At 71.4% G+C, this 21,937-nt stretch carries 18 protein-coding genes; 6 read left to right on the top strand and 12 right to left on the bottom strand.

Going from position 1 to position 21,937, the window contains the following annotated elements; translation table 11 throughout:
- Positions 1 to 113: 113 nt before the first annotated feature.
- From ACFWHU_RS09295 to ACFWHU_RS09265, 7 genes are all read right to left on the bottom strand, one after another.
- Positions 114 to 1,622: an aldehyde dehydrogenase family protein gene (locus tag ACFWHU_RS09295; protein ID WP_387224507.1), complete on the bottom strand. Its 1,509-nt coding sequence runs from the start codon at positions 1,620 to 1,622 to the stop codon at positions 114 to 116.
- 228 nt (positions 1,623 to 1,850) lie between these two features.
- Positions 1,851 to 2,339 carry a phospholipase gene (locus tag ACFWHU_RS09290; protein ID WP_385791427.1) on the bottom strand — a complete coding sequence of 163 codons (489 nt, stop codon included), beginning with the start codon at positions 2,337 to 2,339 and terminating at the stop codon, positions 1,851 to 1,853.
- A 349-nt stretch (positions 2,340 to 2,688) separates the two neighbouring features.
- The gene (locus ACFWHU_RS09285; RefSeq protein WP_387224506.1) at positions 2,689 to 3,870 is read right to left on the bottom strand and encodes a DUF5954 family protein; all 1,182 of its coding nucleotides are present in this window, start codon (positions 3,868 to 3,870) and stop codon (positions 2,689 to 2,691) included.
- A gap of 177 nt (positions 3,871 to 4,047) precedes the next feature.
- Positions 4,048 to 5,037, bottom strand: coding sequence for a malate dehydrogenase (locus tag ACFWHU_RS09280; protein ID WP_078075454.1), 990 nt, complete (start codon positions 5,035 to 5,037; stop codon positions 4,048 to 4,050).
- 398 nt (positions 5,038 to 5,435) lie between these two features.
- Positions 5,436 to 6,482, bottom strand: coding sequence for an XRE family transcriptional regulator (locus ACFWHU_RS09275; protein WP_387224505.1), 1,047 nt, complete (start codon positions 6,480 to 6,482; stop codon positions 5,436 to 5,438).
- 360 nt (positions 6,483 to 6,842) lie between these two features.
- Positions 6,843 to 7,472: a DUF3017 domain-containing protein gene (locus tag ACFWHU_RS09270; RefSeq protein ID WP_387224504.1), complete on the bottom strand. Its 630-nt coding sequence runs from the start codon at positions 7,470 to 7,472 to the stop codon at positions 6,843 to 6,845.
- A gap of 11 nt (positions 7,473 to 7,483) precedes the next feature.
- The gene (locus ACFWHU_RS09265; RefSeq protein WP_387224503.1) at positions 7,484 to 8,350 is read right to left on the bottom strand and encodes a bifunctional methylenetetrahydrofolate dehydrogenase/methenyltetrahydrofolate cyclohydrolase; all 867 of its coding nucleotides are present in this window, start codon (positions 8,348 to 8,350) and stop codon (positions 7,484 to 7,486) included.
- A 279-nt stretch (positions 8,351 to 8,629) separates the two neighbouring features.
- Here ACFWHU_RS09265 and ACFWHU_RS09260 point away from each other — a divergent pair, with 279 nt between their 5' ends.
- From ACFWHU_RS09260 to ACFWHU_RS09245, 4 genes are all read left to right on the top strand, one after another.
- Positions 8,630 to 9,223 (top strand): hypothetical protein, encoded by a 594-nt coding sequence (locus ACFWHU_RS09260; protein WP_385791436.1) that lies wholly within the window; start codon positions 8,630 to 8,632, stop codon positions 9,221 to 9,223.
- 261 nt (positions 9,224 to 9,484) lie between these two features.
- Positions 9,485 to 10,216 carry an FHA domain-containing protein gene (locus ACFWHU_RS09255; protein WP_385791755.1) on the top strand — a complete coding sequence of 244 codons (732 nt, stop codon included), beginning with the start codon at positions 9,485 to 9,487 and terminating at the stop codon, positions 10,214 to 10,216.
- On the top strand, positions 10,213 to 11,739 hold the full coding sequence (locus tag ACFWHU_RS09250; RefSeq protein WP_387224502.1) for a protein kinase: 1,527 nt from the start codon (positions 10,213 to 10,215) through the stop codon (positions 11,737 to 11,739). The genes ACFWHU_RS09255 and ACFWHU_RS09250 overlap by 4 nt, the downstream gene beginning before the upstream one ends.
- Before the next feature lie 111 nt (positions 11,740 to 11,850).
- Entirely contained in the window at positions 11,851 to 12,417 is a 567-nt protein-coding gene (locus ACFWHU_RS09245; protein WP_387224501.1) for a peptidase inhibitor family I36 protein, read from the top strand.
- Positions 12,418 to 12,507: 90 nt separating this feature from the next.
- Here ACFWHU_RS09245 and purH read toward each other — a convergent pair whose 3' ends face one another.
- Entirely contained in the window at positions 12,508 to 14,097 is a 1,590-nt protein-coding gene (gene purH / locus ACFWHU_RS09240) for a bifunctional phosphoribosylaminoimidazolecarboxamide formyltransferase/IMP cyclohydrolase (protein WP_387224500.1), read from the bottom strand.
- Positions 14,094 to 14,699, bottom strand: a complete 606-nt coding sequence (gene purN / locus ACFWHU_RS09235) for a phosphoribosylglycinamide formyltransferase (protein ID WP_385791757.1) — start codon at positions 14,697 to 14,699, stop codon at positions 14,094 to 14,096. The genes purH and purN overlap by 4 nt, the downstream gene beginning before the upstream one ends.
- A gap of 353 nt (positions 14,700 to 15,052) precedes the next feature.
- Between purN and ACFWHU_RS09230 the strand changes: the two genes are divergently transcribed.
- Positions 15,053 to 16,093 carry a hypothetical protein gene (locus ACFWHU_RS09230; RefSeq protein ID WP_387224499.1) on the top strand — a complete coding sequence of 347 codons (1,041 nt, stop codon included), beginning with the start codon at positions 15,053 to 15,055 and terminating at the stop codon, positions 16,091 to 16,093.
- A 93-nt stretch (positions 16,094 to 16,186) separates the two neighbouring features.
- Here ACFWHU_RS09230 and ACFWHU_RS09225 read toward each other — a convergent pair whose 3' ends face one another.
- Complete coding sequence (locus ACFWHU_RS09225; RefSeq protein WP_387224498.1) at positions 16,187 to 18,148, bottom strand: DUF6350 family protein; 1,962 nt, start codon at positions 18,146 to 18,148, stop codon at positions 16,187 to 16,189.
- Positions 18,149 to 18,256: 108 nt separating this feature from the next.
- Here ACFWHU_RS09225 and ACFWHU_RS09220 point away from each other — a divergent pair, with 108 nt between their 5' ends.
- Complete coding sequence (locus tag ACFWHU_RS09220) at positions 18,257 to 19,597, top strand: helix-turn-helix domain-containing protein (RefSeq protein ID WP_387224497.1); 1,341 nt, start codon at positions 18,257 to 18,259, stop codon at positions 19,595 to 19,597.
- A 129-nt stretch (positions 19,598 to 19,726) separates the two neighbouring features.
- Here ACFWHU_RS09220 and sucD read toward each other — a convergent pair whose 3' ends face one another.
- Together sucD and sucC are read right to left on the bottom strand one after the other, a co-directional pair.
- On the bottom strand, positions 19,727 to 20,611 hold the full coding sequence (sucD, locus tag ACFWHU_RS09215) for a succinate--CoA ligase subunit alpha (protein WP_078075465.1): 885 nt from the start codon (positions 20,609 to 20,611) through the stop codon (positions 19,727 to 19,729).
- A gap of 20 nt (positions 20,612 to 20,631) precedes the next feature.
- Positions 20,632 to 21,807 carry an ADP-forming succinate--CoA ligase subunit beta gene (sucC, locus tag ACFWHU_RS09210; protein ID WP_385791451.1) on the bottom strand — a complete coding sequence of 392 codons (1,176 nt, stop codon included), beginning with the start codon at positions 21,805 to 21,807 and terminating at the stop codon, positions 20,632 to 20,634.
- Positions 21,808 to 21,937 lie beyond the last annotated feature (130 nt).

Here is a 21,937-nt window from a genome sequence, read left to right as displayed (position 1 = left end):
TCCACTCCACTTCCTAGGGTGCTTCAAGGTTCTTCCGCGTGATGGGGCGTACTGGGGCTGAGGCGTGATGAGGCTCCCCGTACACCGGTTGACGGGCCCGTACGCCGCTCGGTTCAGCCGGCGAACCAGCGCACGGGCCGTGGCGCGAGGTTCTGGTAGATGTGCTTGGCCTCGCGGTACTCGGCGAGACCGGCGGGGCCCAGCTCGCGCCCGATGCCGGACTTGCCGAAGCCGCCCCACTCGGCCTGCGGCAGATAGGGGTGGAAGTCGTTGATCCAGACGGTGCCGTGCCGCAGCCGCCCGGCGACGCGCCGCGCGCGTCCGGGGTCCGCCGTCCAGACGCCGCCGGCCAGCCCGTACTCGGTGTCGTTGGCGAGCGCGACGGCCTCGTCCTCCGTACGGAAGGTCTCGACGGTCAGTACGGGGCCGAAGACCTCCTCGCGGACGACCCGCATCTCGCGGTGGCACTGGTCGAGGACGGTCGGCTCGTAGAAGTACCCGGCGGCGGGCCGCTGCTCACCCGGCTCGGGCCGCTTGCCGCCGGCCCGCAGCACGGCGCCGTCGGCCAGGGCGGAGGCGACGTACTCCTCGGTCTTCGCCAGCTGTCCCGCCGATACGAGCGGTCCGCACTCGACGCCCTCGCCGGTGCCCCGGCCGAGCCTGATCCTGGCTGCGCGGCGGGCGAGTTCGGCGACGAAGCGCTCGCGCAGCGACTCCTCGACGATGAGGCGCGAACCGGCGGAGCAGACCTGGCCGCTGTGGATGAACGCGGCGTTCAGGGCCTGGTCGACGGCGGTGTCGAAGCCCTCGTCGGTGGCGCAGGAGTCGGCGAAGACGACGTTCGGGTTCTTCCCGCCCAGCTCCAGCGCGACCTTCTTCACGCCGGGCGCGGCGGCCCGCATCACCTTCGTACCGCTGGCCAGTCCGCCGGTGAACGACACGAGGTCCACGTCGGGGTGCTCGGCCATGCGGGCGCCGACGGGGTCTCCGGCGCCGGTCACGAGATTGGCGACGCCCGGCGGCAGACCGGCCTCGGTGAGCAGGTCGATCAGCGCGACGGTGCTGAGCGGGGTGATCTCGCTCGGCTTGACGACAAAGGTGTTGCCCGCGGCGAGCGCCGGGGCAATCTTCCAACTCGCCTGGAGAAGCGGATAGTTCCATGGGGTGATGAGCGCGCAGACACCGACGGGTTCGTGCACGACGACGCTGTGGACGTCCGGGGACCCGGCGTCCACGACCCGGCCGCCGCTCTCGTTCGTCACGAGGTCGGCGAAGTAGGCGAAGGCGTCGGCGACGCAGTCGACGTCGACCCGCCCCTCCTCGACGGTCTTGCCCGCGTCCCGGCTCTCCAGCGCCCCGAGCGCCTCCCGGTCCCGCCGCAACAGCCCGGCGACCCGCCGCAGCAGCGCGGCCCGCTCGGTGACGGCCGTGCGCGGCCAGATCCCCGCACCGCCGTCGAAGGCTCCGCGTGCGGCGTCGACGGCCGCGTCGACATCCTCGGCGCCGCCTTCGGACACCACCGCGAACGGCTTGGCGTCGGCGGGGTCGAGGATCTCGCGTGTGGCACCGGAGGCGGCTTCGCGCCACTCTCCGTCCACAAAGATGGTCTGTTGTGCCGACACGTCGCGTTTTGCCTTCCGTTCCCGATATGCACCTCCACCAGCAACAACTGGCGATCTGGGCGCCTGCCCCGGGATCGAGGAAGCATGCGTGTTCGATGGCCGAAAGTGTTCAGGGTCACTTCTGGCCGGCCCCTCACGGCGCCCCGGGCGGCACGAAGGCCCCTCGCCGGGGGGAACGAGGGGCCTTCGAGTATCGGGGCACAGCGGCTCGGGCCGCCGCGGGTCCGGTCAGACGACCGACTTGGTGCCGTCGACCGCGGCGGAGCGACCGAAGATGCTGACCGCCTGGTAGTACGTCCACGCCGTGCCGTCGCAGGAGGCCTTCGTCGCGCCCGAGTAACCGGCGCAGACCCGCTTCAGGTCCGAGTAGAACGCGTTGTCCAGCCGCGCCTTGTTGGCGTCGAAGGAACCGGCCGCCTTGTAGTTGCGGTAGCCGAAGTCGTGGCGCGCACAGGACGTCTGGAACGGGAAGCCGAAGGGGTTGTCCGGCGAGGACGAGCAGTAGTCCGTGGACCAGTCGAAGCCGTACGCGGACCAGGCGCCCTGGTTGCCGCGCGCGGAGACCCACGAGTTGTAGCTGGCGGCGCTGGTCTGCGTCCAGCTGCTGAGCACCTGCGGCTTGTCGGCCGGCGCTGCGGCGGCGGAGCTCGCCGACATCAGGGTGGCGGGGAGAGCGAGAGCGAGAGCGGCGAGCGGCATCGCCAGACGTCGGCGCATTTCGGAAACCTCCGGTGGGGAGACAGGTTGACGCTCCGTGTCCGGTGACACGGAGCTTCCCTCAGAGCGAGCGGCGCGGTCGCCGCACGGGTCTACGCGCGATGACCGACGCGGGAATGGTCCCCCAGAAGCAGCGCGTTGTAACCATGCTCATGACGAAACAACTGGAAAACAGGGGCCCAACTCGTCGACATTCGGCGCAACTTGGTGTTCGACGGGCACGCCCCCTACTCACCGGCGCGCGCCTGGTGGCCGGTTCGTCCGCTATCGCCGTACGGGTTCTCAACGCGGCACGGTCCACGAGCCTCAAGGGCCGCCGCGCCACGGGAGGTTGCCCGGTCCCGGCCCCCTACTCCGGTCCCTGCTCCGGCTCCGGCTCCTCCCGCCCCGGCTCCGAAGGCTTCGCGGCCTTCTTCCGCTCCTGCCGCCGCAACTTCCACGCGGCCCGCCTCGCCTCCTCCTTCTCCATCAGCCGCTTGATCTCCCGCACTTCCTCGTTCAGTTCGAGGGACGCGTCCTCGTCCTCCTCGTCCAGCAGGCCCTGCTCGCGCAGTTGCTTCGTATGCGCCTCGATCGGCGGATCCGGGTCGAAGTCCGACGGCCTGGGCCCCTCCGGTCCGTCGGGCCCGATCCGTACCAACTGCTCCACCCGCGCCACCCGGTAGCGCCGCCCTGCCACCGCGACGCCCGCCCCGCGCTTCTCGTCCAGCCGGTCCGCCGCCCGCGCGTACTCCTCGCGCTCCGCCTCGCTCAGCCTCTGCTGAATGGGCGTCATGACGCGGAAGTCCACCGCCAGCCGGTCCCGCGCGGCCTGCGGGCTCGGCGCCGCACCCGAGTGCGGCTTCCACTGCCCGTCCCCGCCGCACTCGGCGATCGCGAACTCCGCCGGCAGCAACACCCCGCCCGGATGCGTCTCGACGGCCCGCAGCGAATCGCCGCGCACGTCGGGCGGCGCGGTCCCGGCCTTCAGTACGAACTGCATCAGATCGAACTTGAGCAGCCCCTCCGCCATCCCCGTACCGATGTACGGATCGATGACGAACCCCTTGATCCGGCTGGGCAGCCGGTGCGCCTCCCCCACCTCGCCCGGGTCCGGGTCCGACGGCCTCGGCGGCTCGGGCCCGTCCGGACCCAGCCGGATGAACTGCTCCACCCGCACCACGCGGTACCGCGTGCCGAGCACCCGCAACTCGTCCACCGCGACCCGGTCGAGCTTCTCGTACGCCGCGCGGTACTTCTTGCGGTCCCCGGCGCGCCCGGCCTCCGCGGCGTCCTTGGCCAGCCGGCGGAAGTGCGAGCCGAGCCAGTCTCGGACCCCCTGCGGTGTGTCGCCGGCGGAGCCCATGACCTCCCAGCCGCCGCGCTCCGACTCCGTCGCGGCGACGAAGACCGGCAGCCCCATGCCCACGATCGTGGGATACCGCTCCCGTGCCCGCCACGCCTCCTCGTCGGCGAATGCCGCGATCGGACCCTCCTGCACCGTCATGCGGATGGTCCGGTACGCGGGCAACCCCTCTCCGTATGCGTTCATGCACTCAGTGTGCTCGAACGGTCGCGGCCGGTGGAGCCGAACGGCAAATCAACACCCGGCGGGTGTACGGGGGTTGACCCGCGTCCCGTGGCACGACGAAGCTCCCGGCGGCCGGGGGGCTGCCGGGAGCTTCGTGTTACCGACTACGTACGCCTGCTGACGACGTACGGCTACGGGTCAGAGAAGGCCGAGCTCGCGAACCGCGTCGCGCTCCTCCGTGAGCTCCTTCACCGAGGCGTCGATGCGCGCACGGGAGAAGTCGTTGATGTCCAGGCCCTGGACGATCTCGTAGGCGCCGTTCTTCGTGGTCACGGGGAAGGACGAGATGATGCCCTCCGGGACGCCGTAAGAGCCGTCCGACGGGATACCCATGGAGGTCCAGTCGCCCTCGGGGGTGCCGTTGATCCACGTGTGGACGTGGTCGATGGCCGCGTTGGCCGCCGAGGCCGCCGAGGACGCGCCGCGCGCCTCGATGATCGCCGCGCCGCGCTTGGCGACGGTCGGGATGAAGGTGTCGGCCAGCCACTGCTCGTCGTTGACCGTCTCGGCGGCGTTCTTGCCCGCGATCTCCGCGTGGAAGATGTCCGGGTACTGGGTGGCCGAGTGGTTGCCCCAGATCGTCAGCCGCTTGATGTCCGTGACCTGCGCGCCGGTCTTCGCGGCGAGCTGCGAGATCGCGCGGTTGTGGTCGAGCCGGGTCATCGCGGTGAAGCGCTCGGCCGGTACGTCCGGGGCCGCGGCCTGGGCGATGAGGGCGTTGGTGTTGGCCGGGTTGCCGACGACGAGGACCTTGATGTCGTCCGCGGCGTTGTCGTTGATGGCCTTGCCCTGCGGCTTGAAGATGCCACCGTTGGCGGAGAGCAGATCGCCGCGCTCCATGCCCTTGGTACGGGGGCGGGCGCCGACGAGCAGCGCGACGTTGGCGCCGGAGAACGCGGCGTTGGCGTCGTCGGTGATCTCGATGCCGCGGAGCAGCGGGAAGGCGCAGTCGTCGAGCTCCATGGCGGTGCCCTCGGCGGCCTTCAGGCCCTGCGGGATCTCCAGCAGACGCAGGCTGACCGGCACATCCGCGCCGAGCAGTTGGCCGGAGGCGATGCGGAAGAGCAGCGCGTAGCCGATCTGGCCGGCTGCGCCGGTGACGGTGACATTCACGGGAGTGCGGGTCATGGCGGTCTCCGTTAGACAGCGGTGGAACGGCGGGCGGCAGGGGCCCTGCCCCTGGTGCGGGCCATCTCTCCGACGGCGGGTGAATCTTGTCTTGACGTGAAGAGACAACCGCCGGTCAGGCTATCCGACGGGGAGGGGGCGGGGCGCGACGGGGCGCGGGCCGGTTGCCGTCCGGCGGTTGCTGGGCTGCGGTTCTCGTTGCCGGGGGCGGGGTGCGGGGCCTCCGAAGGGGTATGTCCGGACGGCGTGATTTACGGCGCGTGCCCCGTTCGTTGGACCCGATGCGGCGTCTTGTCCACGCGGCGTAAATCACGCCGTCCGGGCATGACCCCGGAGCGGCACCCGGACACCGGCCCGCACCACCAACCCCGCCGGAGGCGACCCCGCAGCCGTGTGTCTCACCCGCTCGCCGTCGTGCAGCCCTCCACGCCCGTCGTGAGCGTCGCGCAGGCCTTCGCCTCGTCCGCAGTGGCCACCGCGACCATCGGTGTGTACGCGTCCTTGTCCGCGTTGACCGTGCCCGTTTGGGGCTTGCCCTCGCCCTGGTCCGCCGCTATCTCTATCGTGTCGCCGGGCGCCGCCTGCGTGATACGGGCCCAGGCCACCCCGCACGTCTCGCTGTAGCGGACCTCGACGACCGCCGTGCCGACCGTCGCGGTCGTCGCCGTCTCGGCGAACTCGCCTCCGCAGCCCATGAGTTCGGGGTCCTCGCCCGTACAGTCGTCGCCCGCGCACTTGACTCCGGCGGGCAGTTCGGGCGCGCTCGTGGTCGGCTTCGCCGACGGGGACTGGGCGACCGGCTTCTTGTCGCCGCCACCGCCGAGGTCGGTCAGCAGTACGGCCCCGCCTATCACCAGCGCCGCGCAGACGAGAGCCGCCACGAATATCGTCGTCCGGCGCTTGCCGCGCCCATTTCCCTGGCCGGACGGCACGGGCGCCCCGGGCGGGGCCGACGGCGGGAAGCCGGGCGGCGGGCCCTGGGGGGCACCGGTCGGGGGACGGTTCGCGCCGGCGTAGCCCCCCGCGCCCGCACCCGCACCCGGTGGCGTCGCCGTACGTCCGCCGGGGCGGCTGCCCCCGGACCGGCCGGGGCCGACGTCGCCGCCGAACTCACCGAGCGCGTCCCGCGCCTGGGTGATCCGGATCGCTTCCATCGTCATGTCGTGGCGCATCTCGGACCGGCTCCACGCCCGCTCCGACAGCTCCCACATCGTCGTGAGGTGCAGCGGATTCGTGCCGGTCACCTCGGCGAGCGCCACGATCGCGCCCTTGGGCGCGAGCAGCCGCCCGTTGAGATACCGCTCCCACGACGTCTTGCTGTAACCGGTGCGGTCCGCCACGGCGGCGATGCTCAGGCCGCTCTTGTCCACAAGCCTGCGCAGCTGTGTGGCGAACTCCCTGACCTGTGGGTCGAGCTCCTCCGGTAGTGCCTTCCAACGAGGCATTACTTCCCCCTTGTCCCCCCGCACGCGATCCTGAATGTGCTCCGCGTCTGCCGCGCCCCCACGCCGGCCGACGACTACCCCAAGGGATGCGCGGAGCCAGGGTGTCAGTTCCAGAAATGGGAGTGCACCGGAGCATTCGGGACAGTCCCCGCGCCCCCTCGCGCGCCGCCCTCGATTCCGTCCCCCAGTCTCGCATCCGTTGCCCGACGATCACACCATGGCGGAATGGTCACTTCCGTGCCACAGGCATCCGCCGGACCTTGAAGCCGATTGGCGCGTCCATGACGCTTGCCACATGCCGACGGCGCCCGTCCTGACTCGGGGGAGGGGATGGGCGCCGTCTCTGCTTATGGGCGGGGGCTACGGGACCGTGGAGTGGACCACGTCCTCCAGGAACGGGATCTCCAGCCACGGACCCGGCTGCGTCATCAGCGACAGCAGCACGATCGCGACTCCGAGCAGGCCGTACGTCACCATGTCGGTGAAGCGCGACCGTACGGCGAGCATGCCGACCGACGGCATGATCCGCCGCAGGATCGCGCCGGTGATCAACGCCACACCGATCAGTATCGTGCCGACGCGGAACGACTGCTCGAACGGTGCGAGCCCGACGATCAGCAGCCCGAGACCGGTCGCGCCGAGCACGGTGAGCAGCGGCCACTGACGGGCGGGCGCGGGCGCGTCGCCGGGAGCGGCACGGCCGCCGCCCTCGGGGCGCGCGGTGTCCTGTGTGACGGTCGGAAAACGCCGCGAGGTGCCGGTGGCCGCGTGGGCGTCGCCCGCGTCGTCCCCCTTGTCCGTGTGGCCGTCCGCGGGCCCGTCCCCGTCCGCGTGCCCGTCCCCGTCCGCCTTCGTCTCCCCGGCCTTCTTCTCGCCGGCCGTCTTCTCGTCCGCCTCCGGGGCCGCCACGGCCTCGGCCACCACCGGCTCGCTCACGGCAGGACCACCGTCACCGCCGGGCTCGGCGGCCGCACTCGTACCAGCACCCATGGGTGCCCCTTTCACGTTCCGCTTCCGCTTCCGGCGCGCTCCGCCGCCTCGACGACGTTGACCAGCAGCTGCGCGCGGGTCATCGGGCCCACTCCGCCGGGGTTCGGCGAGATCCAGCCTGCCACTCCCGCGACGTCCGGGTGGACGTCGCCGGCGATCTTGCCGTTCTCGTCGCGGCTGACGCCGACGTCGAGGACGGCCGCGCCCGGCTTGACGTCCCCCGCCTTGATGATGTGGCGCACCCCGGCGGCAGACACGATGATGTCGGCCTGCCGCAGATGCGCGGAGAGATCACGGGTGCCGGTGTGGCACTGCGTCACGGTCGCGTTCTCGGACTTACGGGTGAGCAGCAGCGGGATCGAGCGGCCCACGGTGATCCCGCGCCCGACGACCACGATGTGCGCGCCCTTGATCTCGACACCGTGCGCGCGCAGCAGCTGGATGATGCCGTACGGGGTGCACGGCAGCGGCCCCGTCTCGTTCAGCACCAGCCGGCCGAGGCTCATCGGGTGCAGCCCGTCGGCGTCCTTCTCGGGGTCCATGAGCTCCAGGACACGGTTGGTGTCGATGCCCTTGGGGAGCGGGAGTTGCACGATGTAGCCCGTGCAGTCGGGGTTCGCGTTCAGCTCGCGTACGACTGCCTCGATCTCCTCCTGGGAGGCGGTGTCGGGCAGCTCACGCTGGATCGAGGCGATGCCGACCTCGGCACAGTCGCGGTGCTTGCCGTTGACGTACCAGCGGCTGCCCGGGTCGTCCCCGACGAGCAGGGTCCCCAGACCCGGGGTGATGCCCTGCGCCTTGAGGGCCGCCACGCGGGCGGTCAGGTCGGACTTGATCGCGGCTGCGGTGGCCTTGCCATCGAGAATTTGGGCGGTCATGCGTCCATCTTCGCGGATGACCCCACCGCTGTTCCAATCCAAGGTCATCCACGAGGTCGGCGCGGGGCCCGGCACAAGATCGCGGGGTCAAGATCAACGACGTGCCGCCAGGTTGCACTTGCACAACACATAGGAATACCGACTGGACAAAAAGTCCGTGTGAACCGCACGATGAGCCGCGCAGTACGCGGTCAGTGTTGGGGGGCAAACCGCTTGGTTTTGTGACGTTCCTCCCCCGGATCCGCGATGTCCCCGCGTTACCAACGGAGGAATCCCGCCATGAGCTTTGGCGACCCGAACAACCCTTACGGACAGCAGGGCCAGCAGCCTCAGGGACAGCCGGGCTACGGCTACCCGCAGCAGGGCCAGCCCCAGCAGCCTCCGGCCAACTACGGTTACCCGCAGGCGCCCCCGGTCCAGCCGGGCTACGGCTACCCCGGTGGCCCGGCCGGTGTCCCGCAGTCCATGCCCGGACTGATGACCGCGGCCCGCGTCCTCATGTACATCATGGCCGGGTTCCAGATCATCGCCGCGATCATCTTCGCCATCGCTCTGGCCGCCGTCTCGGACGTGGCCGACTCCGACTCCGGTGACGCCCTCGCCGGTATCGGTTTCATCGGTGTCGTCCTTCTGCTGGTCATCGCCGGTGTGTCGATACTCCTCGCCGTGAAGTTCTCCAGCGGCGGCACGGCGATCCGCGTCTGCACCATCGTCTACGCGTCGCTGATCATCCTGGGCTCGCTCGCCAACTTCACGTCCGGTCAGGCGACCGGCGCGGTCGGCGGCCTCATCAGCCTCGCCATCGGCGGCATCATCCTCGCCTCGATGGTGAACTCGCAGGCGTCGGCGTGGTTCAACCGCCCGCGTTACTGAGAAGCGCCGCGCGCGGGAGCGAATCCGTGCGCATGCCAGAAGGCCGTAACACCCGTCGTACCGACGTGGTTTACGGCCTTCTGGCGTTTGTCGCCCCACACGGTGGCGGATGGTCGCCAAGAAACTGACGGCGCCCCGGCGGCTTCCTATCCTGACAAGGATTCCGTCGGGGGAAGGATCACCGTGAGCAGGGCACACGGCAGGGCGTACGGCAGCGGCAACAGTGGTGGCAGCGACAGCGGTCGCGCGGCGTACAGCGTCATCGTCGTGCCGGACGACACATCGGGTCCCGACGAGCAGCTGCGGCTCGCTCCGGGCGAGACCCTGCGATTCGGCCGCACCTCGGCCGACGGCCCCGCCGCGTTCCTGACCATCCCTCATCACGGTGTGTCCCGGCGGGCGGGCGAGATCACCGCAGCCGGGTCGTACTGGACACTGAGCAACCTCAGCCGTACGTCCACGTATGTCGTGGAGAACCCGGAAGGCGCCGGGGAGCACATCAAGATCGCGCCGGGGCGGATCGAGGCGCCCATCCCGTTCGAGTTCTCCAGGGTCGTCCTGCCCGCCGCCGCCGACCTGTTGAGCTTCGACATCTGGGCCCCGCGCCACGACTACGCGGACGAGGCCGGTGACGAACACGGCGGTGAGCCGACCACGCACGCGTTCCCGCTCGACCGCACCAAGCGGTACTTCCTCGTTCTCGCCGCGCTCTGCGAGCCACGCCTGCGCGGCGCCCCGCACGCCCCGCCGCCCACGGCCGACCAGGTCGTGGACCGGCTGCGCCCTGTCTGGCCGGCCGCGAGCCGCACGGCCGTCCAGTGGAACATCGACTATCTCGCGGTCAAGTTCCGGCTCAAGCAGCCGCCGGAGTCGGCGGACTGCGGGCCGCGGCTGAACGGCAAGAAGGAGTCCCTGGTCTCGCTCGCGCTCCGGTTCGATCTCGTACGGGAGGCGGAGCTGGCCGTGTTGGAGGCGGGGGCGTCGGCGCCATGAGGCGGGAGTCGCTGGCCGTCTCCGTCCCGTACGGCTTCCGCGTCGGTGCGTGGGAGGTGCGTGAGCCGATCGGCTCGGGCGCCTTCGGCAGTGTGTACGCGGCCCGGCGCACGACGGACGCCACCGACGCCGAGGCCACCGCCACCGGCACCGGCACCGGCACCGGCACCCCAGGCGACCCCGGCGACGACGCCCTCCCCTCCCACGCCGCGCTCAAGTTCCTGCCCACCGGCACCCGCACACCGCGCCAGCTGCGCCATCTCCAGGAGCTCACCCGCCGCGAGCTGGAGACGTACCGCAGGCTGAAGCGTCCACGGCTGATCCGGATGTACGAGGCCCTGACGGTCTCCGCGCCCGAATCGCCAGAACTCGACGGCGCCACCGTGCTCGTCCTGGAGCGGGCCGAGGGCTCCCTCGAGACCCTGCTCTCCCGCGCCCCGAGGCCCGCCGCCGGGCCCGCTCTCCTCGCCCAGATCTGCGAGGGGCTGCACCAGCTCCACCACGCGGGATGGGTCCACGGCGACATCAAACCCGGCAACGTGCTGCTGATGGCCGACGGCACCGCCCGCCTCGGCGACTTCAATCTCGCGGCGGAGCTGGACGGCACGCACGCCTACTCCCCCATGTTCACCACCTCCGACTACACCCCGCCCGAGCTGCTGTGGTCGGAGATCAACGAGCGCGGCCTGCGGACCCGCCCCAGCACGGACATCTGGGCCTTCGGCGTTCTCGCCCATCTCGTCCTGACGGACACGTTGCCACTGCCGGGCGCCACCCGGACCGCCCGCAAGGAGACGCTGCTGCGCTACGCACGCGGTGAGGAGGAGTTACGGCTCTCGCCCGAACTGACCGGACCCTGGCGGGAGATCGTCACGGACTGTCTGGCACGCACCCACGAGGAGCGCGCCGCGCACGGCGCCGCGTCCCTGCTCCGCCGGGCGGAACGGGCGGCGGGCACCTCCCGCGCACCACGGCTGCCCCGGCTGCGCCCGCGACCGCCGGCGCGCCCCCGCGCGGGCCTCGCGGTCACCACCGCTGCGGCCGTGCTCGGCGCCGCCGCCGTACTGGCCCTGCGGGATCCACCGCCGCACACGTCGGCGTACGGCTACGAGCGCTGCCCCGCCGGCTCGGCCTGCTTCTTCAGCGAGCGGAACGGCGAGGGGGAGATGTGCAGTTGGACGAACGACGACATGAACTGGCTGACGGGTGAGGAGACTTGCTCCTGGACCAGGGACCGGCCGGTCAAGTCGGTGTTCAACAACGACCGTGAGCGGAAGAGGAATCACGCCCTGGCGTACTTCTGGGAGCCGGAGTGGAAGCCGCGCCCGGCCGACGGCGACGAACGGATCGGCTGCACGAACGTCGACGTCCAGGGAAATCTGGCCGGCTTCTACGCCCCGCTGTCGCACAAATGGATCCCCAGCTGCTCGACACACCACTACGCGCCACCACCCCGGACGGCACCCACCGCACCGACCGCCGCCGTCCCGGCCACCGCACCCACCACGGCCACCGCACCCTGAGATGTCCGAGGTACCTCCCCCGAGCCCCCGGCGGAACGATGAAGCCGTGCCGCCAAGGGGGCGGCGCGACGGGGAAGCACCACCGGACCGGGTGGTGCGGGAGGAGAAACCATGCGCAAGATCCGTACGGCGGTGGCGGGGCTCTCGATCGGCGCCGCGCTCGCCCTCACCGGCCTGGCCGGGACCGCACAGGCGGGCCCCACGGCCGACCAGGGAGTCCGGGCCACGTTCGACGGCCGCGGGATCAACCTGGCGGACGGCTGGCAGGGCGCGCGGGCGTGTGCCGTGTTCGCGGAGAACGACGTCCGCTGCTACGACACGACGAAAGCAGCCGACCGGGCGTCGGGCTACGACCGTGCCACCGACCCGCTGGCGGCACGCGCCGGCGATCGCGGCGCGCGGGCCGTCCCGGCGTGCGCGAACGGCTGGGTGTGCCTGTACCAGTACACGAACGGTGAGGGCCGACGCCTCATCTTCAGCGACGAGTACTGGGACAACCTGGGCAACTACGGCTTCGACAACAAGACCTCGTCCTGGCGCAACAACCAGAACCGCGGTGACAGCGCCTCGCTGGCCCAGTTCAACGACGGCGGCGGCACCCGCGTCAGCCTGACGGCCCCGGCGTACGCCTCCTCGCTCGGCTCCTTCGACAACAAGGCAAGCTCCGTACACGGCTGACAGGCGCCGGAACGAACGGTGGCCGCCCCCGGCGCGACGGGGGCGGCCATCTCCGTACGGAGACTCACGCGTTGCGGGACCGACGCGACGTCAGTGGAAGAAGTGCCGCGTCCCGGTGAAGTACATCGTCGCGCCGGCCTTCTTCGCCGCCTCGATCACCAGCTCGTCACGCACCGAACCACCCGGCTGCACCACGGCCTTGACCCCCGCGTCCAGCAGGATCTCCAGACCGTCCGGGAACGGGAAGAACGCGTCCGAGGCCGCGTACGACCCACGGGCCCGCTCCTCTCCAGCGCGCTCCACGGCGAGCTTCGCCGAGTCCACGCGGTTGACCTGGCCCATGCCGACGCCGACGCTCGCGCCGTCCTTGGCGAGCAGGATCGCGTTGGACTTGACCGCGCGCGAGGCCTTCCACGCGAAGGCCAGCTCGTGCAGTTCGGCCGCCGACAGCGCTTCGCCGGTCGCGAGCGTCCAGGTCGACGGGTCGTCGCCGTCCGCCTGGAGCCGGTCGGCGACCTGGAGCAGCGCCCCGCCGTCGATGGGCTTCACCTCGACGGGGGCCGAAGGACCGCCCTCGCAGCGCAGCACGCGGATGTTCTTCTTGCGGGACAGCACCTCGACGGCACCGTCCTCGTAGCCGGGCGCGACGATGACCTCGGTGAAGATCTCGGCGACCTGCTCGGCCATCTCGACGGAGACCGGCCGGTTGACGGCGATCACACCGCCGAACGCGGACAGCGGGTCGCACGCGTGGGCCTTGCGGTGCGCCTCGGCGACGTCGTCGGCGATCGCGATGCCGCACGGGTTGGCGTGCTTGATGATCGCGACGCACGGCTCGGAGTGGTCGTACGCGGCACGGCGCGCGGCGTCGGTGTCCGTGTAGTTGTTGTAGCTCATCTCCTTGCCGTGCAGCTGCTCCGCCTCGGCGAGACCTCCGCCGGAGCCGCCGGTGTAGAGCGCGGCGGGCTGGTGCGGGTTCTCGCCGTAGCGCAGGACGTTCTTGCGCTCGTACGTCGCGCCGACGAAGTCCGGGAGTCCCGAGGTGTCGGCGGCGGCGTAGTCGGCCGCGAACCAGGAGGCCACGGCCACGTCGTAGGCGGCGGTGTGCTGGAACGCCTCGGCGGCGAGCCGCTTGCGGGTCGTCAGGTCGAACCCGCCGTCCTGTACGGCCGCGAGGACGTCCGCGTACCGCGCGGGGCTGGTGACGATGGCCACCGACGGGTGGTTCTTGGCCGCGGCGCGGACCATGGACGGTCCGCCGATGTCGATCTGCTCGACGCACTCGTCCGGGGTGGCCCCGGACTCGACGGTCTCGCGGAAGGGATAGAGGTTCGAGACGACCAGCTCGAAGGGCTCGATGTCGAGTTCGGCGAGCTGCTCGCGGTGCGCGGCGAGACGCTGGTCGGCGAGGATGCCGGCGTGGACGCGCGGGTGCAGCGTCTTGACGCGGCCGTCGAGGGTCTCCGGGAAGCCGGTCAGCTCCTCGACCTTGGTGACGGGCACACCGGCGGCGGCGATCCGCCCGGCGGTGGAACCTGTCGAGACGAGCGTGACGCCGGCCGCGTGCAGTCCGCGGGCGAGCTCTTCCAGACCTGTCTTGTCGTAGACGCTGACCAGCGCGCGGCGGATGGGCCGCTTCGTACCTTCGACGGCCTGTCCGGCGGTCTCTTCGACGCTCACTGGATTGTTACCTTTCGTCCCTCAATGCGGTAGCCGTGCCGGGCGATGCGCCCCACGACATCGACGAGCAGCCGTCGCTCGACGTCCTTGATGCGCTCATGGAGAGCGACGCCACCGTCCGCGTGATCCTCGTCCCGCACCTCGACCACGCCTTGCGCGATGACCGGGCCGGTGTCGACGCCGTCGTCGACGAAGTGGACGGTGCAACCGGTGACCTTCGCCCCGTACGCGAGCGCGTCACGCACCCCGTGGGCACCGGGAAAACTGGGCAGCAGGGCGGGGTGGGTGTTGATGAACCGACCGCCGAAGCGGGCGAGGAACCGCTTCCCGACGATCTTCATGAAGCCGGCCGAGACGACGAGGTCGGGCTCGTACGCGGCGGTGGCCCCGGTGAGCGCGGCATCCCACTCCTCGCGCGTCGCGTGGTCCTTGAGGCGGCAGACGAACGTCGGCACCCCCGCGCGCTCGGCACGTTCCAGACCGGCGATGGAGTCCCTGTCGGCGCCGACGGCGACGATGCGGGCGCCGTACGCCTGTGCATCGTCGGCGATGGCGTCGAGCAGGGCTTGGAGGTTCGTACCGGAGCCGGAGACGAGGACCACGAGCCGGGCCGGGGAGCCGAATTCGACCGGGGAGCCCGGTTCCGTCGGGTCGACCGGGGTGTCGGGGGCGGGCGGGGACGGCGGGGAGGCCACGGCGGAACGCCTTTCTGGAAGCGAGCACAGCCTCGCGGGTCGTGCGGCTTTGTGTGGTCGTACGAACGAATCGTGTCTCCCGTATCGGGGAACTCTACGAAGGAGCCGACCGTCAGCAACGATACCGGCACACCGAACGGCCCCCGGGGGACGGGGGCGCGGCCGGGAGGTAGCGTCTGGGGACACGGACCTGTCTCCAGGACGGGCCATACGACACAAGACCCCTTGCGCCAAGGGTCTGAGGGGAAGACGTTCACCAGATGCCGGACCGACGACACCGCACGGCACTCCATGTCCCGCAGCCCACCGGGCCGGTGCTCCTGCTGCGGGAACGCCAGTCCTCGTCCGCGGGATCCACCGGGCCGGAGGGCCCTTCGGGGTCGGACGGAACTCCGGGGCCGGAAGGCTCTTCGGGATCCTCCGGGAGTTCGGGAGGTTCGGGGTCGTCCGGATCCTCCGGGTCGTCGGGGTCCTCCGGGTCCTCCGGGTCCTCCGACGACAATCCGTTCGCGCCGCCGCCGGAGAACAGGCCCGAGCAGCCGTGGCAGCCGCGCCATCCCCAGAACGGGGACGGGACGCCGGACGACCAGTCGTCGGGCGGTGACCGTTCGTCCTGGGGCAGCCAGTGGAGCAGCCGTCAGCCGGGCCGTTCGTCGGGCGGTTTCGGCGGCAGGCCCGGCAGCCAGAACGGACCGGGCGGCGGACAGAACGGCCCGAACGGCCGTCAGGACGGTCCGGAGGGCCAGCCCGGCAAGGGCAAGGGCGGTCTGCGCTGGGACCCGACCGATCCGTTCCAGCGGCGCGCCCGGTACGCGCTGCTCTCCGGCATGTGGGCGTTCTTCTTCGCCCTCTTCGACCTGCCGGAGATCGCGCTGCTCCTCGGCGCGCTCGCGCTCTACTGGGGCATCAGTTCGCTGCGGGCCAAGGCGCCGCTGCCGCGTCCGTCGGTCGACGGCCCGGCGGCGGGCGGTACGGACGTGCGTACGGCCGCCGGTTCGGGATCCGACTCCGGTACGACGTCTTCCGCGCCGGCCACCACGGGCGCACCGCCGGCACCGGGCACCCCTCCGGGCGCCCCCGCCCAGGGCACGACGGCGCACAAGCCGCAGACGACCGCCGCGGTGAGCGGGATCGTCACGGCGGCCATCGCGCTGCTGATCGTGGCGGCGACGTTCACCGTGCAGCTCGTCTACCGCGACTACTACACGTGCGTGAACGACGCGCTGACGAAGACGGGCCAGCTGGCCTGCAACGACAAGCTTCCCGACTCGCTGGTCCCGATCTTCGGGGTCCAGAAGTAGCCGAGGAACACACGGCACACACGTCGGCGGCCCCACCCGTCCCGGTATCGGGAGAGGTGGGGCCGCCGCTCGTTCGAGTGGTGTCGGCGTCGGTCAGTCGGCCTTTTCCGTCTCCGGCTCGGGCGAGGGCCCGTCCACGGACTCGGAGTCGGGCGCGGACTCCGACGACGGCTCCGGCTCCGGGTTCGGGTCCGGGTTCGGGTCCGCGTGGGGCTCCGGGTCCGGGTCCGGCTCCATGCCCGCGTGGGGCTCGGAGTCCGGGTTCGGGTCCGGGTCCGTGCGCGGCTCGCGTTTCGCGTCCCCGTCCGCGTCTCCGTCCCCGTCCGGCGGGAAGTCGACCATCGGGCCGCCCGACGCCTGCTTGATCGCCGCCCGACGCGTCTCCCGCGTCTCCCGCGCGTCCCGGTCGTGCCACGCGTCCATCGGCAGGAAGTCGTACGGCTCCTGCGCCGGGGCGGCGCCGTCCGGCGTTGGCGGGCCCTCCGCCCCGCCCCCGGCCGTACCGTCCCCCTTCTCGTGCTCCGACCCCTCGTCCGCGGCCTGCTCCGCCGTTCCCGCTCCCCGCCGCCACGGCGCCCGCCGCCGCCGGGCGCCCTTCGTCGCGGTCTCATCCGCCAAGGCGTCCGGCGGGGCATCCCCCGAGGCCGCGCTCTCACCCGCCGCGCCTGCCTCCGCCACCGCTCCCATCTCCGCCATCTCCGCCACCGATGCCGACTCGTCCGGCTCGCCCGCCGCGTCCACCACGGCCGTCCCGCGCCGCTTCCACAGCCGCCAGGCCCGTACCGTCAGCGCCGCCGGTACGGCGATGCCCACCGTCCAGACCAGCGCGGCGGCCCCGGTCAGCCACCACACCGGCCCGAACTCGGCCAGCCGCCCCGTTCCCATCGGCCCGCCCGCGACCGCGGCCAGCACCGCCGTCAGCACCGCGCATCCGGCGCCCGCGAGCGCCGCCACGAGCGCGGTGTCGCCCGCGCCCCACGCCTCGTCCCGCTCGGCATAGGGCGGGGCGGCGACCTCGACGGTGAACCAGGCGATCACCAGCGCGGCCGCCACGGGCACGACCCCCGCCGCCCACGTCACGACCATGCCGGGCCCCTCGGCGGGCACGGCCGCCAGCAGCGGGAAGGGCGGCAGCGCCGGGCTGCCCGTGACGGCGAGCGGGGTGACCGTCGCCGACGTACCGATGGCGAAGCCGGGGCCGAGGGCGTACGACGCGCCCCAGACCGCCGCGTTCGGGAGGAGGGCGACGGAGAGCAGCAGCACGGCGATCCGCCCGGACCAGGCGGCCGCCAGTTGCAGGAAGGTTTCCTGTGCGGTGTCCGCGTGCCACAGCAGCGAGCAGACGACGAGAAGAACCCCGCCGCCCAGCAGCGCCGCTGTCCCGGCGGTCGCGGACCGCATCGCGACGAGGGCCCGGCGGCGCCTCCCCGCAGTCGCCGCCGTCGGCTTGTCCGGCCGGCCGCGGCCGGGCAGCCGGTCGAGCAGCGGCCCCAGCGGCAGGCCATTCGCCACCCACACGCCCGCCGCGGCCGACAGCAGCGGTACGAGGGGCAGTTCGAGCGCCGTACGGAATGTGTTCGTGGAGAGCGCCCCGCCTCGCGCGTAGAGCACTACCGACCAGCCGACCAGCAGATATCCGCCGACGACCGTGCACAGCGCGCCGAGCGCCGTGAGTTGGGGCCGGCCCTCGTCCGGCTCCAGCGCGTCGCGCGCCGACCGGTAGACCAGACACACCGGCAGCGCCATGACCAGCAGGGGTACGACTCCGACGGGCGCGGGCACCCCGGAGAGGGTGTCGGGCCGTACGAGCTCCGCGCCGTGGGCCAGCAGCCACAGCGCCCCCGCGATGCGCAGGGCTCCACCGGCACCGCTGTCGGGGTACGGGGAACTGATCCACGCCGCGATGACCAGCGCGGCGAGGGAGCCGAGGCCGAGGGCCGCCGCGAACGCTCCCCGGAGGAACGCTGCGGTCAGCGCGGCGGCCCTGCCCGCATCGGTGGCGGAGGCCGAGGACAACGTGGTGCCGCGCTCGCTCACTTGGGTCACGGCGCACATGCTGCCAACGACACGCGCTTAAACCGCGTAACAGGCGGATAGCCGTTGTGTCGCTCAATATACGTTTATGTACTTTTTCGGCCAGTACAGTGCTGCGGGGAGTTCTTCATGACGCAGAGCACCACGAGTTCCTCTTCGGTGCCTACGCTTCCCTCCCCGAAAGAGCGCCGCAGACTGCGCGAGGCCATGGACATGACCGAGAAACAGGTCGCGACGGCGGTGGGGGTCACCCGAAGGACCGTCAGATCCTGGGAGACCGGGCGTACGACACCCCTGGGGCGCAAGCGCGAGGCGTACGCACGGCTGCTGGCCGCGTACGCGGCTGAACTCGACGAGAAGAAGCGCGCGAAGAGGCGCCGGCCGAGGGATTCGGAGAACCCGTCGGCGAGGAAGCCGGCCGCGGCATCGACAGACGCACCCGCACGCGCTCCCACTCCCGAATCGGCACCCCGCACCGACAGCACCTCCCTCAAGGACGTCCTCCCCGGCGATCCCTCGTCCTCGCGTCCGCCCACACCCTCGCGCAAGAAGCCCCTCAACCGCCGCCCCGTCCGCACGGTCGAGGAGGACAGCCGGTCCAGGCAGAACGCCCAGCGCCGCAAGGAGAAGGCCGAGGCCCTGGCCGGGGCCGCCGCCGCGGAGGCCGCCAAGCTGACACCCGCTCAGGCCTTCGACGAGCTGTACGCGCACGCCGCCCCCGCGCTCGTACGCCAGACGTATCTGCTCACCGGACGTCGCACGCTCGCCCAGGAGTCCGTCGAGCGTGCCTTCCAGCTGGCCTGGCACCGCTGGCCCGAGGTCGCCGTCGACGCCGACCCGGCGGGCTGGGTGAGGGGGGCGGCGTACGACCACGCGACAGCGCCCTGGCACCGGTTCCGGCGCGCCTGCCGGCACCCGGACCCGTTCACCGGCGAACGCGACGGACGCGCGCTGCGCCGGACACTGCTCGATCTGCCGCCGATGTACCGGCGCACGCTGCTGCTCCACGACGGTCTGGGGATCGGCCTGCCCGAGACCGCCGCCGAGACGGAGGCCACCACGACGGCCACCACGAACCGGCTGCTGCACGCGCGTGAGGCCGTCGTCGAGGTGCTGCCCGAGCTGGGGGACGAGGCGGTCCTGTACGAGCGGATGCGGGAGCTGGCGAAGACGGTGTCCGCGCCGGCCGTCGCGACCGCGCCCGCCGTACGGCTGGCGAGCGAGCGCCGCGCCAAGTTCTGGACACGGGTCGCGATCGCCGTCACCGTCCTGATCATCGGGGCGACAGCCTTCACGGCCGTCACGGCGCCGTCGCGGTACGAACCGACGCCCGCGCCCGGCCAGCGGGTCGGCGGTGTCCCGGCCCCGAAGGGGCCGCAGAAGCTCGACCGGCGGGATCTGAAGCTGCGCGACAAGCTCCGGGCCGTGCCGCTGAACGGACCGGGGCGGCTGCTGCCCCGGATTCCCTGACGCGCGGCGACGACCTGTCGGGCGCACGCGCGTGGGCCCGCACCACCTGAAAGGTGCGGGCCCACGCGCGTTGTGCGGCAGTTCAACCGCCGTACTCGTTACGACCGTACCGCCAAGAGTCGATCCGCGTCAGCCCGCGAGGATCGCCCGGGCGAGGCCGGCCGTCTCGGTGGGCGTCTTGCCGACCTTGACGCCCGCGGCCTCGAGGGCCTCCTTCTTGGCCGCCGCGGTGCCCGACGAGCCGGAGACGATGGCGCCGGCGTGGCCCATCGTCTTGCCCTCGGGCGCCGTGAAGCCCGCGACGTAGCCGACGACCGGCTTGGTCACGTGCTTGGCGATGAAGTCGGCCGCGCGCTCCTCGGCGTCGCCGCCGATCTCGCCGATCATCACGATGAGGTCGGTGTCGGGGTCGGCCTCGAACGCCTTGAGGGCGTCGATGTGCGTCGTACCGATGACCGGGTCGCCGCCGATGCCGATGGCGGACGAGAAGCCGATGTCGCGCAGCTCGTACATCATCTGGTAGGTCAGGGTGCCGGACTTGGACACGAGACCGATGCGGCCGGGCTTGGTGATGTCGCCCGGAATGATGCCGGCGTTGGACTGGCCGGGCGTGATGAGACCGGGGCAGTTGGGGCCGATGATCCGGGTCTTGTTGCCCTTGCTCGACGCGTACGCCCAGAAGGCGGCGGAGTCGTGCACCGCGATGCCCTCGGTGATCACGACGGCGAGACCGATCTCGGCGTCGATGGCCTCGACGACCGCGGCCTTGGCGTGGGCCGGCGGCACGAAGAGGACCGACACGTCGGCGCCGGTCTTCTCGATGGCTTCCTTGACGGAGCCGAAGACCGGGACGTCGGTGCCGTCGAAGTCGACGGACGTGCCGGCCTTGCGCGGGTTGACTCCGCCGACGATGTTGGTGCCGTCAGCGAGCATGAGCTTGGTGTGCTTCATGCCGGTGGCACCGGTCATCCCCTGGACGATGACCTTGCTTTCCTTGGTCAGGAAAATAGCCATGGTGTTGGTGACCTTTACCTTTACTTCGCAGCCGCGAGCTCGGCGGCCTTGTCGGCCGCGCCGTCCATGGTGTCCACGCGCTGTACGAGCGGGTGGTTGGCGTCCGACAGGATCTTGCGACCCAGCTCCGCGTTGTTGCCGTCGAGGCGAACGACCAGGGGCTTGCTGACGGTCTCGCCCTTGGACTTGAGCAGCTCCAGGGCCTGCACGATGCCGTTGGCGACCTCGTCGCACGCGGTGATGCCGCCGAAGACGTTGACGAAGACGGACTTGACGTCCGGGTCGCCGAGGATGATCTCCAGGCCGTTCGCCATGACCTCGGCCGAGGCGCCGCCGCCGATGTCGAGGAAGTTGGCGGGCTTCACGCCGCCGTGGGCCTCGCCCGCGTACGCGACGACGTCGAGGGTGCTCATGACGAGCCCAGCGCCGTTGCCGATGATGCCGACCTCGCCGTCGAGCTTGACGTAGTTGAGGTTCTTGGCCTTGGCGGCGGCTTCGAGGGGGTTGGCCGCGGCCTTGTCCTCGAGGGCCTCGTGGTCGGGCTGGCGGAAGTCGGCGTTCTCGTCGAGCGAGACCTTGCCGTCCAGCGCGATGATCTTGCCGTCACCGGACTTGATCAGCGGGTTGACCTCGACGAGCAGGGCGTCTTCCTTGATGAAGACGGTCCACAGCTGCTGGAGGACGTCGGCGACCTGGTCGGCGATCTCGGCCGGGAACTTCGCCGCGGCGACGATCTCGGCGGCCTTCTCCGGGGTGCAGCCCTCGTTGGCGTCGACCGGGATCTTGGCGAGCGCCTCGGGGTTCTCCTCGGCGACGACCTCGATCTCGACGCCGCCCTCCACGGAGGCCATGGCCAGGAAGGTGCGGTTGGTGCGGTCGAGGAGGAAGGAGACGTAGTACTCCTCCGCGATGTCCGCCGTCTGGGCCAGCATCACCTTGTGGACCGTGTGGCCCTTGATGTCCATGCCCAGAATGGCGTCGGCCTTGGCGACCGCGTCGGCCGGGTCGGAGGCCAGCTTCACGCCGCCGGCCTTGCCTCGGCCGCCGACCTTGACCTGCGCCTTGACGACAGCCTTGCCGCCGAGACGCGTCGTCACCTCGCGCGCCGCCTCAGGCGTTTCGATGACTTCACCGGCCAGCACCGGTACACCGTGCTTGGCGAAGAGGTCCCTCGCCTGGTACTCGAACAGGTCCACGCGCGTCCGTCCCTTGTCTGTCTTCTAAGATTCGCAGTGATCGCGGTTCGTAATCTGCGTGGGCGTGCCGCGATGGGCAACGTGACTGCACTTGTCACAAGGAAGGCGCAGAGGGAGTCCCGGAGCGCGG

This window comes from Streptomyces sp. NPDC060366, assembly GCF_042725135.1.
GTDB lineage: Bacteria > Actinomycetota > Actinomycetes > Streptomycetales > Streptomycetaceae > Streptomyces.
The sequence above is the reverse complement of the archived record's forward strand: the minus strand, read 5'-3'. Positions and strand labels throughout refer to the sequence as shown.

Bases quoted from the DNA above. Each gene is read 5' to 3' on its own strand.
- ACFWHU_RS09290 (WP_385791427.1), bottom strand. From the start codon at position 2,339: ATGCGCCGACGTCTGGCGATGCCGCTCGCCGCTCTCGCTCTCGCTCTC.
- ACFWHU_RS09285 (WP_387224506.1), bottom strand. From the start codon at position 3,870: ATGAACGCATACGGAGAGGGGTTGCCCGCGTACCGGACCATCCGCATG.
- ACFWHU_RS09280 (WP_078075454.1), bottom strand. From the start codon at position 5,037: ATGACCCGCACTCCCGTGAATGTCACCGTCACCGGCGCAGCCGGCCAG.
- ACFWHU_RS09275 (WP_387224505.1), bottom strand. From the start codon at position 6,482: ATGCCTCGTTGGAAGGCACTACCGGAGGAGCTCGACCCACAGGTCAGG.
- ACFWHU_RS09270 (WP_387224504.1), bottom strand. From the start codon at position 7,472: ATGGGTGCTGGTACGAGTGCGGCCGCCGAGCCCGGCGGTGACGGTGGT.
- ACFWHU_RS09265 (WP_387224503.1), bottom strand. From the start codon at position 8,350: ATGACCGCCCAAATTCTCGATGGCAAGGCCACCGCAGCCGCGATCAAG.
- ACFWHU_RS09260 (WP_385791436.1), top strand. From the start codon at position 8,630: ATGAGCTTTGGCGACCCGAACAACCCTTACGGACAGCAGGGCCAGCAG.
- ACFWHU_RS09250 (WP_387224502.1), top strand. From the start codon at position 10,213: ATGAGGCGGGAGTCGCTGGCCGTCTCCGTCCCGTACGGCTTCCGCGTC.
- ACFWHU_RS09245 (WP_387224501.1), top strand. From the start codon at position 11,851: ATGCGCAAGATCCGTACGGCGGTGGCGGGGCTCTCGATCGGCGCCGCG.
- ACFWHU_RS09230 (WP_387224499.1), top strand. From the start codon at position 15,053: ATGCCGGACCGACGACACCGCACGGCACTCCATGTCCCGCAGCCCACC.
- ACFWHU_RS09225 (WP_387224498.1), bottom strand. From the start codon at position 18,148: ATGTGCGCCGTGACCCAAGTGAGCGAGCGCGGCACCACGTTGTCCTCG.
- ACFWHU_RS09220 (WP_387224497.1), top strand. From the start codon at position 18,257: ATGACGCAGAGCACCACGAGTTCCTCTTCGGTGCCTACGCTTCCCTCC.
- sucD (WP_078075465.1), bottom strand. From the start codon at position 20,611: ATGGCTATTTTCCTGACCAAGGAAAGCAAGGTCATCGTCCAGGGGATG.